General features: G+C 65.5%; 15 protein-coding genes. 9 read left to right on the plus strand and 6 right to left on the minus strand.

Going from position 1 to position 14672, the window contains the following annotated elements; genetic code table 11:
- Positions 1–11 precede the first annotated feature (11 nt).
- From AC1RUR_RS20805 to AC1RUR_RS20830, 6 genes are all read left to right on the plus strand, one after another.
- Positions 12–899, plus strand: coding sequence for an ABC transporter permease (locus AC1RUR_RS20805; RefSeq protein WP_492847334.1), 888 nt, complete (start codon positions 12–14; stop codon positions 897–899).
- 14 nt (positions 900–913) lie between these two features.
- Complete coding sequence (locus AC1RUR_RS20810) at positions 914–2563, plus strand: ABC transporter ATP-binding protein (RefSeq protein ID WP_492847413.1); 1650 nt, start codon at positions 914–916, stop codon at positions 2561–2563.
- 310 nt (positions 2564–2873) lie between these two features.
- Positions 2874–4379: a M81 family metallopeptidase gene (locus AC1RUR_RS20815; protein ID WP_492847336.1), complete on the plus strand. Its 1506-nt coding sequence runs from the start codon at positions 2874–2876 to the stop codon at positions 4377–4379.
- Positions 4380–4393: 14 nt separating this feature from the next.
- Positions 4394–5557, plus strand: coding sequence for a M20 aminoacylase family protein (locus AC1RUR_RS20820; protein WP_492847338.1), 1164 nt, complete (start codon positions 4394–4396; stop codon positions 5555–5557).
- A gap of 2 nt (positions 5558–5559) precedes the next feature.
- Positions 5560–6981, plus strand: coding sequence for an amidase (locus tag AC1RUR_RS20825; protein ID WP_492847340.1), 1422 nt, complete (start codon positions 5560–5562; stop codon positions 6979–6981).
- 287 nt (positions 6982–7268) lie between these two features.
- Positions 7269–8159: a crotonase/enoyl-CoA hydratase family protein gene (locus AC1RUR_RS20830; protein ID WP_492847342.1), complete on the plus strand. Its 891-nt coding sequence runs from the start codon at positions 7269–7271 to the stop codon at positions 8157–8159.
- A gap of 103 nt (positions 8160–8262) precedes the next feature.
- On the opposite strand, the gene AC1RUR_RS20835 is transcribed toward AC1RUR_RS20830, so the two are convergent.
- The 3 genes from AC1RUR_RS20835 to AC1RUR_RS20845 all read right to left on the minus strand — a co-directional run bounded on the left by AC1RUR_RS20835 (position 8263) and on the right by AC1RUR_RS20845 (position 10683).
- Positions 8263–9240: an NADPH:quinone oxidoreductase family protein gene (locus tag AC1RUR_RS20835; RefSeq protein ID WP_492847345.1), complete on the minus strand. Its 978-nt coding sequence runs from the start codon at positions 9238–9240 to the stop codon at positions 8263–8265.
- Positions 9240–9848 carry a 2-hydroxychromene-2-carboxylate isomerase gene (locus tag AC1RUR_RS20840; protein ID WP_492847347.1) on the minus strand — a complete coding sequence of 203 codons (609 nt, stop codon included), beginning with the start codon at positions 9846–9848 and terminating at the stop codon, positions 9240–9242. The genes AC1RUR_RS20835 and AC1RUR_RS20840 overlap by 1 nt, the downstream gene beginning before the upstream one ends.
- A gap of 133 nt (positions 9849–9981) precedes the next feature.
- Complete coding sequence (locus AC1RUR_RS20845; protein ID WP_492847348.1) at positions 9982–10683, minus strand: glutathione S-transferase N-terminal domain-containing protein; 702 nt, start codon at positions 10681–10683, stop codon at positions 9982–9984.
- A 132-nt stretch (positions 10684–10815) separates the two neighbouring features.
- Between AC1RUR_RS20845 and AC1RUR_RS20850 the strand changes: the two genes are divergently transcribed.
- The 3 genes from AC1RUR_RS20850 to AC1RUR_RS20860 are packed head-to-tail and all read left to right on the plus strand — an operon-like array spanning position 10816 to position 12776.
- Positions 10816–11838: a methionine synthase gene (locus tag AC1RUR_RS20850; protein ID WP_492847350.1), complete on the plus strand. Its 1023-nt coding sequence runs from the start codon at positions 10816–10818 to the stop codon at positions 11836–11838.
- Positions 11839–11843: 5 nt separating this feature from the next.
- Entirely contained in the window at positions 11844–12071 is a 228-nt protein-coding gene (locus AC1RUR_RS20855; protein ID WP_492847352.1) for a hypothetical protein, read from the plus strand.
- A 6-nt stretch (positions 12072–12077) separates the two neighbouring features.
- Positions 12078–12776, plus strand: a complete 699-nt coding sequence (locus AC1RUR_RS20860) for a hypothetical protein (protein WP_492847354.1) — start codon at positions 12078–12080, stop codon at positions 12774–12776.
- Here the strand turns inward: AC1RUR_RS20860 and AC1RUR_RS20865 are convergent.
- Genes AC1RUR_RS20865 through gpt form a run of 3 tightly spaced genes read right to left on the minus strand, consistent with a single transcriptional unit; the run spans position 12694 to position 14666 of the window.
- Positions 12694–13320: a hypothetical protein gene (locus AC1RUR_RS20865; RefSeq protein WP_492847355.1), complete on the minus strand. Its 627-nt coding sequence runs from the start codon at positions 13318–13320 to the stop codon at positions 12694–12696. The genes AC1RUR_RS20860 and AC1RUR_RS20865 overlap by 83 nt on opposite strands.
- The gene (locus AC1RUR_RS20870; RefSeq protein ID WP_492847357.1) at positions 13320–14117 is read right to left on the minus strand and encodes a class II aldolase/adducin family protein; all 798 of its coding nucleotides are present in this window, start codon (positions 14115–14117) and stop codon (positions 13320–13322) included. Before AC1RUR_RS20870 ends, AC1RUR_RS20865 begins: the two co-directional genes overlap by 1 nt.
- A gap of 21 nt (positions 14118–14138) precedes the next feature.
- Complete coding sequence (gene gpt, locus AC1RUR_RS20875) at positions 14139–14666, minus strand: xanthine phosphoribosyltransferase (protein ID WP_492847358.1); 528 nt, start codon at positions 14664–14666, stop codon at positions 14139–14141.
- Positions 14667–14672: the final 6 nt, after the last annotated feature.

The following is a 14672-nucleotide window of genomic DNA, read 5'->3' on the forward strand; positions in this document are numbered from 1 at the left end:
TAAGAACAAAAATGTCCGTCGATAGCCTCCCCCAGTCATCCATTCCGATCACGTCGCCGCTGCGGCCGCGCTTCGGATTCCTCACCTCGACGCCGATCATCGCGGCGGCAACGGTCTGCCTGGCGCTGATCGTGCTCGTCTCGATCCTGGCACCGCTGATCGCGCCGCACGACCCGATCCAGCTTGCGCCGGCGCAGCGGCTGAAGCCCTCCTCGGCGCAGTTCCTGCTCGGCACCGACGCCTATGGTCGTGACCTCCTGTCGCGCGTCATCTATGGCGGTCGCGTCTCGCTCCTGATCGGCATCGGCTCGGCGATCATGTCGATCGCCATTGGTCTTGCGATCGGTCTCGTCTCCGGCTTCTTCAAGCTGGTCGATTCCGTGATGATGCGCATCATGGACGGCCTGATGGCGATGCCGAGCATTCTGCTGGCGATCGCGGTGGTGTCGCTGTCCGGCGCCAGCCTCTGGACCGTGCTGATCGCGATCACGATCCCCGAAGTTCCGCGCGTGGCCCGCCTGGTGCGCTCGGTGGTGCTGTCGGCGCGCGAGGAGCCCTATGTCGAAGCGGCGATTTCGGTCGGCTCATCCCTGCCGAAGATCATGTGGCGGCATTTGATGCCGAACACGATCGCGCCTCTGATCGTGCAGGGCAGTTACGTCTGCGCCTCCGCGATCCTCACGGAGGCCATTCTGTCCTTCCTCGGCGCCGGCATCTCGCCGGAGACGCCGACCTGGGGCAACATCATGGCCGAGGGCCGCCAGTACTTCCAGCTCAAGCCGACGCTGATCTTCTGGCCGGGCCTCCTGCTGTCGCTCGCCATCCTCAGCATCAATTTGATCGGCGACGCCGCCCGCGACGCACTCGATCCGCGCATGAAGCAGCGGGAAGGCAAGTGATGAGCGATCAAGCGATGACCAATCCCGTCCTCGACATCAACAATCTCGTCGTGTCCGTCGGCAAGAAGCCGAAGGGCGCGAACATCATCGACGGCATCTCGATCCAGGTGCACGAGCGCGAGACGCTGTGCCTCGTCGGCGAAAGCGGATCGGGCAAGTCGGTGACCTCGCTGACCACGATGGGCCTGTTGCCGAAGGGCACGCTGGTTCCGACCGGCGGCAGCGTCAAGCTGGTCGGCGAAGAGCTGCTCACGGCGACCGACCGCCGCCTGCGCCAGCTCCGCGCGACGCAGATGGCGATGATCTTCCAGGAGCCGATGACCGCACTCAATCCGGTGGTGCCGGTCGGCCGCCAGATCGACGAGGTCCTGCGCGCGCACACCGATCTCGACGCGAGGGCGCGCAAGAAGCGCATCCTCGACATGATGGAGCAGGTGCGCCTGCCCCAGGTCGAGCGCATCTTCGCCTCCTACCCGCACCGCCTCTCCGGCGGCCAGCGCCAGCGCATCATGATTGCGATGGCGCTGGTGCTGGAGCCGAAGCTGCTCATTGCCGACGAGCCGACCACCGCGCTCGACGTCACCACGCAGAAGCAGATCCTGACCCTGATCCGCGACCTCCAGCGCGACCACGGCACCGCCGTGCTGTTCATCACCCACGACATGGGCGTCGTGGCGGAGATCGCCGACCGCGTCGCGGTGATGCGGCAGGGCCGCCTCGTCGAGACCGGCAAGCTCGAAACCGTGCTGCGCAGTCCGACCATGGAATACACCCGCAATTTGCTCTCTGCGGTGCCGAGCCTGGTGCCGCGCGCTCCGCGTGAGGAGAGCCGCGAACCCGTGGTGCTGGAAGCCAACGAGCTCAGCAAGGTCTACAAGGAGCGCGCCTTTTTCGGCAAGGGCCGCGAGGTCGTCGCCGCCGACAAGGTGACGCTGACGCTTCGCAAGGGCCGCACGCTCGGCATCGTCGGCGAGAGCGGCTCCGGCAAGTCGACGGTGGCCCGCTGCATCGTCCGCCTGATCGACCCGACCTCAGGCGGCGTGCGCCTCGCCGGCCGCGAGATCTCGGACATCTCGCGCCGCCTGCTCCAGCCGCACCGGCAGAAGATCCAGATCGTGTTCCAGGATCCCTACCGTTCGCTCAACCCGCGCATCACGGTGGGCGAGAGCATCGCGGAAGGCCCGATCAATTACGGCGTCTCGCAAGCCGACGCGATGAAGCGGGCGCGCGAGCTGCTCGAGCTCGTCGGCCTGCCGGCCGACGCGGTGTCGCGCTATCCCCACCAGTTCTCCGGCGGCCAGCGCCAGCGCATCGCGATCGCCCGTGCGCTCGCGCTCGATCCGGACGTGCTGGTCGCGGACGAAGCGGTCTCCGCGCTCGACGTCTCCGTGCAGGCGCAGGTGCTGGAACTGCTCGACGAGATCCAGAAGCGGCTCGGCATCGCGATCCTGTTCATCACCCACGATCTGCGCGTGGCCGCGCAAATCTGCGACGAGGTCGTGGTGATGCAGCACGGCCGCGTCGTCGAACAGGGCCCCGCCGCCGAAGTGCTGACGCATCCGAAGGAAGCCTACACGAGGGCCTTGCTCGAGGCAGCGCCCGGGCGCGGCTGGGACTTCGCGAACTTCCGGCCGGTGTCGGAGGGTGTGGCGGCGAGCGCGTAAGATCTCCCTCCAATGTCGTCCTGGCGAAAGCCAGAACCCATTACCCCAGGAAGGAATTTGGCGAAGACCCGTCGTCCGGGACTCGCACCTCTCGCAATCGATAGACCTCGCGGTATGGGTCCTGGCTTTCGCCAGGACGACACCGAGAGTGTTGTCGTAGCTATGGTCCAACGAATACCGCATCCGCAGCATTCCCAAAACGATCTGACCCTATGCACGGCGCGATTGCTTCCCACCTTGCTCTCGCCGCAAGGCCAGGGCTAACGTCGACGCCCAACGTCGCGCACTTTCAATCGCCTGGACTGAATTGATGACACGTATCGCCGTCGGCGGCTTCCTGCACGAGACCAACACTTTCGCCCCGACGAAGGCGACATTCGCGGACTTCCAGCATGGCGGCGGCTGGCCGGCGATGACTGAAGGGCCTGATGTGCTGAGGGTGATGCGCCGCATCAATGTCGGGCTCGCCGGTTTCGTCGACAGCGCCGAAGCGAATGGCTGGGAACTGGTTCCGACGATCGCCTGCGGTGCCAGCCCCTCGGCACACGTCACCAAGGATGCGTTCGAGCGCATCGTGAAGGTGATGGTTGACGGCATCGCAGCCGCCGGCCCGCTCGACGCGGTCTATCTCGACCTCCACGGCGCGATGGTGACCGAGCATCTCGACGACGGCGAAGGCGAGATCCTGGCGCGCGTACGCCGCGTCATCGGCAAGGACGTGCCGCTGGTCGCAAGTCTCGACCTGCATGCCAACGTCACGCCCGAGATGATGGAACATGCGGACGCGCTGATCGCCTACCGGACCTATCCGCATGTCGACATGGCCGACACCGGCCGCGCCTCCGCGAAACACCTCGCGTTGCTGCTGAAGACGACGCAGCGCTTTGCAAAGTCGTTCCGCCAATTGCCGTTCCTGATCGCGATCAGCTGGCAGTGCACCAACGACTTCCCCACCAAGGGCATCTACGAGAAGCTCGCCGCGCTGGAGAGCGATGCGGTTCCGACGCTCTCCTTCGCGCCCGGCTTCCCCGCCGCCGATTTCCGCGATTGCGGGCCAAGCGTGTTCGCCTACGGCAAGACGCAGGAAGATGCCGACCGTGCGGCGGATGCCATCGTCAAGCTGATCGAGAGCCACGAGGACGATTTCGACGGCACAATCTGGTCGCCTGACGACGGCGTGCGCCACGCGATGGAACTGGCGAAGGGCGCCAGCAAGCCGATCATCATCGCCGACACCCAGGACAATCCCGGCGCCGGCGGCGATTCCGACACCACGGGCATGCTGCGCGCGCTGGTGCGCAACAGGGCGAGTGCCGCGACCGGCGCGATTTACGACCCTGAGGCGGCCAGGGCCGCGCATGCGGCCGGCGTCGGCGCCACCGTGACGCTGTCGCTCGGCGGCAAGTCCGGCATTCCCGGCGACGAGCCCTATCGCGAGAGTTTCGTCGTCGAAAAACTCTCCGACGGCCGCTTCATCGCATCCGGCCCCTATTATGGCGGCCGCGCGATGGAGATGGGCCCTTCCGCTTGTGTGCGCATCGGCGACGTTCGTGTCGTCGTCTCCTCGCACAAGGCGCAGCTCGCCGATCAGGCGATGTACCGCTATGTCGGCATCGAGCCGACCGAACAGAAGATCCTGGTCAACAAGAGCTCGGTGCACTTCCGCGCCGATTTCGAGCCGATCGCGGCAAAGCTGATGATCTGCGCCGCGCCCGGCGCGATGCCGGCCGACACCGCCACCCTGCCCTGGACGCGCCTGCGCCCGGGCATCCGCATCAAGCCGAACGGCCCCGTTTTCAATCCCCCTTCACGCTAACCGGACAGGAACACATGCCCACGCTCGAACGCATCGACGGCTATGCCGACGAACTCACCGCCATCCGCCGTGACATTCACGCCCATCCCGAGATCGGCTTCGAGGAAGTGCGCACCTCCGGCATCGTCGCCGACAAGCTGACGAGCTGGGGCATCGAGGTGCATCGCGGTCTCGGCGGCACCGGCGTGATCGGCGTCATCAAGGGCAAGGGTTCGAGCGGCAAGCGCATCGGCCTGCGCGCCGACATGGACGCGCTGCCGATGGAGGAGAACACCAATCTGAAATGGAGCTCCAAGATCCCCGGCCGCTTCCACGGCTGCGGCCATGATGGCCACACCACCATGCTGCTCGGCACCGCGCGCTATCTCGCCGAGACCAAGAACTTCGACGGCACCGTGCACCTGATCTTCCAGCCGGCCGAGGAAGGCCTCGGCGGCGCCCGCGCCATGATCAAGGACGGGCTGTTCGAGAAATTCCCGTGCGACGAGCTCTACGGCCTGCACAACGCCCCCGACCTCAACCATGGCGAGATCGCGATCCTCCCCGGCCCCGCGATGGCCAGCGCCGATTTCTTCGACCTCCGCATCACCGGTTACGGCGCGCATGGTGCGATGCCCGAGCGCTCCAAGGACGCGGTGATCATCGCGACCACGCTGGCGCAGGCGATCCAGACCATCGTCAGCCGCAACGTCGAGCCGTTGCAGGCCGCGGTCGTGTCGATCACCCAGATCCATGCCGGCTCCGCCTACAACGTCATTCCCGGCGACGCGCATCTGTGCGGCACCATCCGCACCTTCTCGAAGGAAGTCCGCACCCTGATCAGCGAACGCATCCGCACGATCTGCGCCGGCATCGCCAGCGCCTATAGTTGCGCGATCGACGTCGACATCCGCGACACCTTCAACGTGCTGGTCAACCAGGTCGAGCAGTCCAAGGTGGTCGAGGAGGTCGCGCGCACCATCGTCGATCCCGCCAAGGTGATCACCCGCGCCCAGCCGAAGATGGGCAGCGAGGATTTCGCCGACATGCTGGAGACCATTCCCGGCGCCTATTTCTGGGTCGGTCATGACGGCTCGGTGCCCGTGCACAATCCCGGCTTCGTGCTCGACGACAAGATCCTGCCGATCGGGGCAAGCATGTTCGCCCGCATCATCGAAACGCGCATGCCGGTGGGCTAGCAATGCATAAAAAGAGCGTCGAGGAGGCGGTCACCTCGCTGCACGATCTGTCCGCGGTCGACCTGATCGCGGGCTATCGCGCCAAGCAGTTCTCGCCGAGCGAGGTGCTGGAGGATGTGCTCACGCATGTCGCGGCGTGGGAGCCGCACCTCAAGGCGCTCTATGCATTCGACCCCGACGGCGCGCGCGAGGCCGCAAAGGCCTCCACCGCGCGCTGGACTGGCGGCGAGCCATCCGGCCCGCTCGATGGCGTGCCTGTCACGGTGAAGGACAACATCGCGACCAAGGGCGTGCCGGTGCCGCTGGGGGCTGCCAGCGTCAAGCTCGTGCCGGCCGAGAAAGACGCGCCGCCCGCCGCGCGGCTGCGCGAGGCCGGCGCGATCATCTTCGCAAAGACCACCATGCCCGATTACGGCATGCTGTCCTCCGGGCTCTCCTCTTTCCATGCGCTCGCGCGTAATCCCTGGGACCTCAGCAAGAATCCCGGCGGCTCCAGCGCGGGCGCAGGCGCTGCGGCGGCGGCCGGGTATGGCCCGCTGCATCTCGGCACCGACATCGGCGGCTCGGTCCGCCTGCCCGCGGGCTGGTGCGGCCTCGTGGGATTGAAGCCGAGCTTCGGCCGCGTGCCGATCGATCCTGTCTATGTCGGCCGCGTCGCCGGCCCGATGACCCGCACGGTCGACGATTGCGCACTGATGATGAACGTGATCGCAAAGCCTGACCGGCGCGACGGCATGAGCCTGCCCGCCGAGCCGCTCAACTGGAAGGGGCTGGAGAAGTCTCCGCGAAAACTGCGCATCGGCCTGATGCTCGATCCCGGCGTCGGCCAGGCGCTGGAGAAGCCGGTGCGCGAGGTCGCGGTGAAGGCCGCCAAGGCATTCGAATCCGCCGGCGCCGTGATCACCGAGGTTGACGGCATCCTCACGCGCGAGATGCTCGACGGCCTCGACAATTTCTGGCGCGCGCGGATGTGGGACGATCTGTCCAAGCTGTCGCCGGCCGAGCAGGCCAAGGTGCTGCCCTACATCTTCGAATGGGGCGAGTCCGGCGCAAAGCTGTCGGGCGTCGACGTCATCAGGGGTTTCAACCAGACCATGGCGATCCGCGCTGCGGCAGGAAAGCTGTTCTGCGAGCTCGATTATGTGATCTCGCCGACCGCGCCGAACGTGAACTACCCGGCCGACTGGGCCTCGCCGACCAACGATCCGATGAAGCCGTTCGAGCACATCGCCTATACCGTGCCGTGGAATATGTCGGAGAACCCTGCGATCTCCCTCAATGGCGGCTTCGACGCCAAGGGCTTCCCCATCGGGGTACAGATCGTCGGCCGCCGCTTCGACGATATCGGCGTGCTCGGCATGGCCAAGGCGTTCGAGGGCCTGCGCGGCGCGCAGCGACCCTGGCCCAAGCCGCCAAAGAAGTAGCTCTCGTCATCCGGGGAAGCGCCCTTTAGGCGCAAGCCTGGATGACCTGGGACAGGCAGCATGCCGAGCCTCTTGCTTACCCTCCCCTGGAGGGGGAGGGTCGGCTCACATTGAGCGGAGCGAAATGCGAGACGGGGTGGGGTGACGGTCTCTCCGCGTCCAGCAGTGCCCGTGTGGAGAGATCACCCCACCCCGCTCGCGCTTCGCGGGATCGACCCTCCCCCTCCAGGGGAGGGTAAGAGCCTCTGCCGCTCACGCAGTGAAAAGAACAAAGGAAGGAAACCACCATGGCGTATGAGACGATCAAATACGAGGTCGCCGAGCAGATCCTCACCATCACGCTGAACCGGCCCGACAAGCTCAACGCCTTCAACGCGCAGATGCAGGCAGAACTGATCGACGCCTTCGACGCCGCCGACGAGGACGACAATGTCCGCGCCATCATCGTCACCGGTGCCGGCCGCGGCTTTTGCGCGGGCGCCGATCTTTCGTCGGGCGCCGACACGTTCGATCGCGACGCGCGCCGCGGGCCGGTCAAGCGTTTCGCCGACGGCAAGGTCGACTACGGCGATCCGCAGGTGCGCGATGGCGGCGGTCAGGTGACCTTGCGCATCTTCAAATGCCTCAAGCCCGTGATCGCCGCGGTGAACGGCCCTGCCGTCGGCATCGGGGTCACCATGCAGCTCGCGATGGATATCCGCATCGCCTCCGAGGCCGCACGCTTCGGCTTCGTGTTCTCCCAGCGCGGCATCGTGCCGGAGGCCGCCTCGAGCTGGTTCCTGCCGCGCATCGTCGGCATCTCGCAGGCGCTGGAATGGTGCTATTCCGGCCGCGTCTTCCCGGCGCAGGAGGCGCTTGCGGGGCGTCTCGTCAGCAAGGTCGTGCCGCCGGATGATCTCCTGCCGACCGCCCGCGCGCTCGCCCGGGAATTCGTGGCCAAGACCGCGCCGGTGTCGGTGGCGCTGATCCGCCAGATGATGTGGCGCATGATGGGCGCCGACGATCCCATGGAAGCCCACAAGGTCGACAGCCGCGGCATCTACGCCCGCGGCCGCTCGGAGGACGTCAAGGAAGGCGTGGTGTCGTTCCTGGAGAAGCGGCCGGCGCAGTTCAAGAACAAGGTGTCGAGCGACATGCCCGACTATTTCCCGTGGTGGACGGAGCGGGAGTACAAGTGACGCTCTCGTAGGGTGGGCAAAGCGAAGCGTGCCCACGATCTTTATCCATCACGAAGGAATGGTGGGCCCGGCGCTTTGCGCCTTTGCCCACCCTACGGCACCTTCACTCCATCACCAGCGCCACACGCCCGATCGCCTTGCGGTCGAGCAACAGCCGCATCGCCTTGGCATAATCCTCCAGCGGCAGGCGGTGCGAGACGTTGGGGCGCAGCTTGCCCTCTTCCGCCCATTGCAGCAGAGCCTTCAGGCGCACTTCGCCGAGCGCGGGATTTTTCCGCACGGCCTCTCCGGCGCGCACACCGAGCACGCTGGCGCCCTTGATCAGCAGCAGATTGGTCTTGGCCGAGCCGATGCCGCCGGTGAAGCCGATCACCAGCAGCCGCGCCCCCCAGGCGATGCAGCGCATCGAGCTCTCGAACACCTCGCCGCCAACGGGATCGAACACGACGTCGGCGCCGCGCCCGTCGGTGATGCGCTTGACGGCATCGCGAAACGGCTCGCGGTCGTAGCGCACGAGATGGTCGGCGCCACGCGCCTTCGCGATCGCGAGCTTCTCATCGCTGGAGGCGGTCGCGATCACGATCGCGCCCAGCATCTTGCCGATCTCGACGGCGGCAAGGCCGACGCCACCACCGGCGCCGTGCACCAGCAGCACCTCGCCCGGCTCGACTTTGCCGCGATCGATCAGCGCGTGATAGGCGGTGCCATGGCCAGCGAGATAGGTCGCAGCCTCCGCGTAGTCGAAGGTCGACGGCATCGGCGTGAGCTGCGACGGCGTCACCACGGCTTCGTCGGTGAACGCGCCATGACGCATCTTGACGATGACCTTGTCGCCGACGGCAACGCCCCTCGCCTCCGCGCCCACCTCGGTGACATCGCCGGCAGCCTCCATGCCGGGCGTGAACGGCAGCTCCGGCTTGAGCTGATAGTCGCCGGCGGCCATCAGCACGTCGGGAAAATTCAAGCCAGCGGCTCGGATTGCGACGCGCACCTCGCCCGGCCTCAGGGCACGCGACGGAAATTCCTCCAGCCGCAAGGTCTCGGGCGCGCCGAGCTCGCGGCAGACGATTGCGCGCACCATCAGGCGGCACTCGCCTTGCTGCGCTGTAGCGCCTCGCGGATCAGCGGCAGGCGGTCGTTGCCGAAATACATGTCGGTCTTGCCCACGAAGATGGTCGGCGAGCCGAAGCCGCCGCGCGCGACGACCTCTTCGGTGTTGGCCTTGAGCTGGTCCTTGATCCCCTGCTCAGCGATTCCGGCGAAGAACTTCTGTTCGTCGATGCCGACCCTATTGCAGATCTCGGCGAGCACCGCATCCTGCGAAATGTCCTTGTCGCCGCCCCAATAGGCCTCGAACACTGAAGTCGCGAACGGCACCATGTCCCGACCCAGCCAGATGCAGCCGCGCATCGCCTTGACGCTGTTCACCGGGAACACCGTCGGCGGCATCTTGATCGCAAGGCCCGCCGAGCGCGCCCAGTCGGCGAGGTCCTTCTTCATGTAGCGCGCCTTCAGCGGCACCGGCGTCTCGCGCTGCGCGTAGACGCTCGGATTGACCGTGTTGAAGATGCCGCCGACCAGGATCGGCCGCCAGACGATCTCCGCGCCGAGCTCCCTGGCCAGCGGCTGGATGTTGTGGAAGGCGAGATAGGTCCAGGGGCTGGAACAGTCGAAGAAGAATTCGATCATGGCGTTTCCTTTTGTCATGGTTGTTGCGCTCTATCCTCCGTCATTGCGAGCGCAGCGAAGCAATCCAGACTGTCACCGCGGAAAGATCCTGGATTGCTTCGCTGCGCTCGCAATGACGAGGAGAGAGCAGTGTCTATTTCTTTCCCAGCACTTCCTTCGCACGCTGGCCGAACATGATCTTGCGTGATTCCTCGTTGAACGGCTCTTTCACGAACTTGCCGATCGCGAGCCCCGCCTGCACCTGCGGCCTGGCGCGCACCTCCGCGAACCAGCGCTTGACGTTCGGATAGTCGTCGAGCGTAAAGCCCTGCGCCTTGTGGGTCATGGTCCAGGGAAAGCAGGCGATGTCGGCGATGGAATAGTCGCCGGCGACATAGGCGCCGGTCTTGGCCAACTGCCGGTCGAGCACGCCATAGAGCCGCGCCGCCTCGTCGCGGTACCGCTCGATCGCATAGGGAATCTTTTCCGCCGCATAGAGCGCAAAATGACCGTGCTGGCCGAGCATCGGTCCGAGGCCGGCCATCTGCCACATCACCCACTGGATGATGGTGGAGCGGCCGCGCAAATCTCCGGCCAGGAAGCGGCCGGTCTTCTCCGCCAGATAGATCAGGATCGCGCCGGTCTCGAAGGCCGAGAAAGGTGCACCGCCATCAGCGGGCTCGTGATCGACGATGGCGGGAATGCGGTTGTTCGGGCTGATCGCTAGAAACTCAGGCGCAAACTGCTCGCCGGCACGGATGTTGATGGGCTTCACGCGATAGGGGAGCCCGAGTTCCTCCAGCATGATCGAGATTTTCCAGCCGTTCGGCGTCGGCGCATAATAGAGATCGATCATGACCTTTCCCTTGGCTTTCCCTTGACCTTCCCAGTCGTCGCCAATGGAATAGAGAGCGACTTTTGTTGTTCTGTACCTTGACGTTAGGACATGGCAGGAAGAGGCGCAACATAACCTGCCGGGAGGGCCGCCATGCTGTTTCCAACCACGATCGCCGGCTCGTTGCCGAAGCCCGAATGGCTTGCCGAGCCCAACATGCTGTGGGCGCCCTGGAAGTCGCAGGGCGACGAGCTCTTGCGCGCCAAACGCGATGCGACGCTGATCTGGCTGAAGATCCAGGAGGACGCCGGCATCGACATCGTCACGGAGGGCGAGCAGGCCCGCCAGCATTTCGTGCACGGTTTTCTGGAGAAGATCGACGGCATCGATTTCGCCCACAAGGTCGAGATGGGCATCCGCAAGGACCGCTACAAGGCGATGGTGCCGCAGGTGGTCGCGCCGCTCCGCCTCAAGGGCCGCGTCCATGATTTCGAGGCGCGTGTCGCCCGCACGCACACGAAGAAGAAGCTGAAATTCACCCTGCCCGGCCCGATGACCATCATCGACACCATTGCCGATCGCTACTATGGCGACCGCGTCAAGATGGCCTTTGCGTTCGCTGAGCTGTTGAACGAGGAAGCCAAGGCCCTGCAAGCCGATGGCGTCGATCTCGTGCAGTTCGACGAGCCCGCCTTCAACGTCTACATGGACGAAGTCAACGACTGGGGCATCAAGGCGCTGGAGCGCGCCGCGCAGGGCCTGACCTGCGCCACCGCCGTGCACATCTGCTACGGCTACGGCATCAAGGCCAACACCGACTGGAAGGAGACGCTCGGCGCGCAGTGGCGGCAGTACGAGCAGATCTTTCCGGCGATCGACGCGAGCCCGATCCAGCAGGTCGCGATCGAGTGCCGAAATTCCAAGGTGCCGCTCGATTTGCTCGCGCTGCTCAAGACCAAGATCGTGCAGGCCGGCGTGATCGACGTCGCCAACGACACGGTGGAGACGGCCGACGACGTCGTGAAGGTGATCGACGCGGTGTCGAAATTCGTGCCGAAGAGCAACATCATCGCCACCACCAATTGCGGCATGGCGCCGATGCGCCGCGAGATCGCCGAAGCCAAGCTGATGGCGCTCGGCGCCGGCGCGGCGCTGGCGCGCGAGAAACTGGGGTAACGGCGGTGATCCGACCGGCCATCGTCATCGCGGCACTCGTCGCAGTCACGGCATTGGCACGCGCGGAGGATCGCTCCGTGCTCGTCAACTGCAAGGCGATGGTCGAGCGGGCCTCGAAGGACGCGCATGCGGCGAGCGAGGCCGAGCTGACCCGCTGCCGCCAGGTGATCCGCGAATGGGCGCTGCGCGATGCGCGGACGACGGTGGACGAGCAAGGGCGGCCATTGAGGTAGCGACACATGGCTCATGTCCTGGGCGCAAGCTTGCTTATCGGAGGGATATCGCTCGTCTACCTCGCCCTGGCGCGCCGACACGTCGTCCGATTCAGATCGACCGAAGCCAGTCAGGATCGCCCGGTCGAGCCGATCTTGCAGTTCGGCTATCTCGGCGGCAAGGATGGTTCCGTCCGGATCAAAGGCCTTTACGTTGTCAGCGCCTACGCAGACGGGCTTCGCGTCAGCGTCGGGGTCGGCGGGATCGGCTTGCTTGACCACAGCATTTTCACGTCCTGGGAGAATCTTGCGGTCATCAGGACTTGGACCATCTTCGGCCAAAGGGCCGAGCTCTATATCGGCTCGCCCGTCACCATCATCGTCCCGAGCTACGTTGCTGACGCGCTCGCAAGTGTAGCCAGGGACCGTTGGCCAGAGAGCGGCCCGATCCGCAAGGTCACGTGGCGCGACGTCGCGCTGAGTCTGCTATGGGAATGGATAGTGATGTCTTTGTCCGGCGCAGCTTTTTTCTGCGCGTTCTTCGGACTGGTTACCTTTGTCGGAGGTGGCCGCGGCCCGCCTCTCTTATTCCCTTTCCTATTTCCTTCGATCCCGTTTGGAGTGTTCTGGCTCTTCAGATTCTTTATCGAGTGTCGCTCCCTGCGGTCACGTGTAGCGACGGTTGATAACCCGCGCTCATCGCGCGAAGTGTCGAGGGAGGCGTGAGTAGTTTAGCATCGTCGAGTTGACGATTGGCGCGGACATACCCCGCCGGCGACCACAGCAGCGGCCTGCCCTGCATAACCAGAAAGCTCTCCTCGCGCTGCTGCACCATCGCGCCATCGGGCAGTTCTGACAGCGGCATCGGCAGCGCGTGCAACCGCTTCTTGCCGCGCGCGAGGCGCTCGCGATGCAGGACGGCGTCCATTGCCTTCGCACTGACGTCGCTGACACCGTTTCCCCTCTCCCAAGCGGCGCGAAAGCGCCTGGCATCGTCACGGCGGCAGAAGAAACAGGGGCGGTGACCGGCCGCAAAAGCGGTGGCCTCGTCGAGAAAGAACAGCTCGGTCCAGCTTCGCCGCGCCATCACCGGCCGCCGCCATCCCCGGAATTCGCACAGGCAGGTGATCCAGGCCGGCGACGACCAGCGTTTGGTCAACAGCGTCTTCGTCGCGGGATCGTGGATGATGCCGCGATTGCCGGTGAACATCCCGCGATGCGGCGTCGCGATGATCTCGCCGGTCGGCGTGACGCGGTTTTGCAGCGGCATTATTTTGGCGCCGCGGCAACACGCAGCTTCCACAGGTTCCAGACGCGGTCGAGCACCTGGAGATTGATCGCATCGGCCTTGGTACCCTCAGCCGGCGTCAGATAATTGACCTCGCCGCCGAGCGCGATCGCCTGCGACTGGAGCCGCGCATTGACGTCGGTGTAATAGGCACGGAAGACCGCAACCTTCACGGACGGTCCGACGGTGGCATCGCCATGGCCGCGCATCAGCACCACCGGTTTGTCGGCGAGTGCTGCCGCCAGCGATTTGCCGATGGCGGCGTTGCTGACCAGCATGTTGGTCTCGCCGAAGTCCTTGCGGATCTCCCAGACCGGCGCACCCGCGCCGAGGAAGGCCGCATTGTGGAAGACCGGCCGCAAGCTCACCTGACTGACCGTAAACGGGATCACGCCGGGCGAATGCGTATGCACGACCGCCATGACATCAGGCCGCGCCTTGTAGATTTCGCTGTGGATGAAGCGCTCCAGAAAGACGCTGCGCCCCTTGGGGTCGACGGCGTTGCCGTCGAGATCGAATTCCATGATGTCGTCGGCAGTGACGAGCGCCGGCGCCAGCGAGCGCGACATCAGGAAATGATCGGGGTTTTTGGGATCGCGGGCGCTGACATGGCCAAAGCCGTCGAGCACGCCGAGGTCGGCGAGCACACGGCTGCCGACCACAATGTCCTCGATCAGCGCCGCATCCTGGCATCGCGCCTCGGCAGCGAAGACCATCGCCGCGAGCACGACGACGAACCCGAGCCGTGCCTGCCATGCCGATCGAATGCGTTCGGTCATCGCAGTCAGCCCGTGCTGGCGTTACGCCGCCCCGTCGCGCAGCGGCGGGTGGTAGGACAGCGCGGTGTCCCAAGGGAAGAAGATCCAGGTGTCCTGCGACACTTCCGTGATGAAGGTATCGACCAGCGGGCGCCCCTTCGGCTTGGCATAGACGGTGGCGAAATGTGCGTCGGGCAGCATCTGGCGCACCAGCCTGCCGGTCTTGCCGGTGTCGACGAGGTCGTCGACGATCAGCAGCCCCTTGCCGGTGCCGCCGCCGAGCTTCATCGCGGACTCCGAAATGCCCTTGAGGACCTGGAGCTCGCCCTGCTTGTCGTGGTCGTAGCTGGCGATACAGACGGTATCGATCACGCGCACCCCGAGCTCGCGCGCCACGATCGCGGCCGGCACCAGGCCGCCGCGGGTGATCGCGATCACCGCGTGAAACGGACCGACCTCGTTGAGCCGCCAGGTCAGTGCCCGGCAGTCCCGGTGGAACTGGTCCCACGAGACCGGAAAGGCCTTGCCCGCCCGCTCCTGCGCGCTCAGTTCCGGTGCTTCACCGCCCATCGTCTT

The organism is Bradyrhizobium sp. GW821-FHT12B03 (assembly GCF_058807535.1).

Coding starts and splice junctions, on each gene's coding strand:
- AC1RUR_RS20850 (WP_492847350.1), top strand. CDS start 10,816: ATGCTGTTTCCAACCACGATCGCCGGCTCGTTGCCGAAGCCCGAATGG.
- AC1RUR_RS20840 (WP_492847347.1), bottom strand. CDS start 9,848: ATGATCGAATTCTTCTTCGACTGTTCCAGCCCCTGGACCTATCTCGCC.
- AC1RUR_RS20820 (WP_492847338.1), top strand. CDS start 4,394: ATGCCCACGCTCGAACGCATCGACGGCTATGCCGACGAACTCACCGCC.
- AC1RUR_RS20810 (WP_492847413.1), top strand. CDS start 914: ATGACCAATCCCGTCCTCGACATCAACAATCTCGTCGTGTCCGTCGGC.
- AC1RUR_RS20825 (WP_492847340.1), top strand. CDS start 5,560: ATGCATAAAAAGAGCGTCGAGGAGGCGGTCACCTCGCTGCACGATCTG.
- AC1RUR_RS20830 (WP_492847342.1), top strand. CDS start 7,269: ATGGCGTATGAGACGATCAAATACGAGGTCGCCGAGCAGATCCTCACC.
- AC1RUR_RS20845 (WP_492847348.1), bottom strand. CDS start 10,683: ATGATCGATCTCTATTATGCGCCGACGCCGAACGGCTGGAAAATCTCG.
- AC1RUR_RS20805 (WP_492847334.1), top strand. CDS start 12: ATGTCCGTCGATAGCCTCCCCCAGTCATCCATTCCGATCACGTCGCCG.
- gpt (WP_492847358.1), bottom strand. CDS start 14,666: ATGGGCGGTGAAGCACCGGAACTGAGCGCGCAGGAGCGGGCGGGCAAG.
- AC1RUR_RS20870 (WP_492847357.1), bottom strand. CDS start 14,117: ATGACCGAACGCATTCGATCGGCATGGCAGGCACGGCTCGGGTTCGTC.
- AC1RUR_RS20860 (WP_492847354.1), top strand. CDS start 12,078: ATGGCTCATGTCCTGGGCGCAAGCTTGCTTATCGGAGGGATATCGCTC.
- AC1RUR_RS20815 (WP_492847336.1), top strand. CDS start 2,874: ATGACACGTATCGCCGTCGGCGGCTTCCTGCACGAGACCAACACTTTC.
- AC1RUR_RS20865 (WP_492847355.1), bottom strand. CDS start 13,320: ATGCCGCTGCAAAACCGCGTCACGCCGACCGGCGAGATCATCGCGACG.
- AC1RUR_RS20835 (WP_492847345.1), bottom strand. CDS start 9,240: ATGGTGCGCGCAATCGTCTGCCGCGAGCTCGGCGCGCCCGAGACCTTG.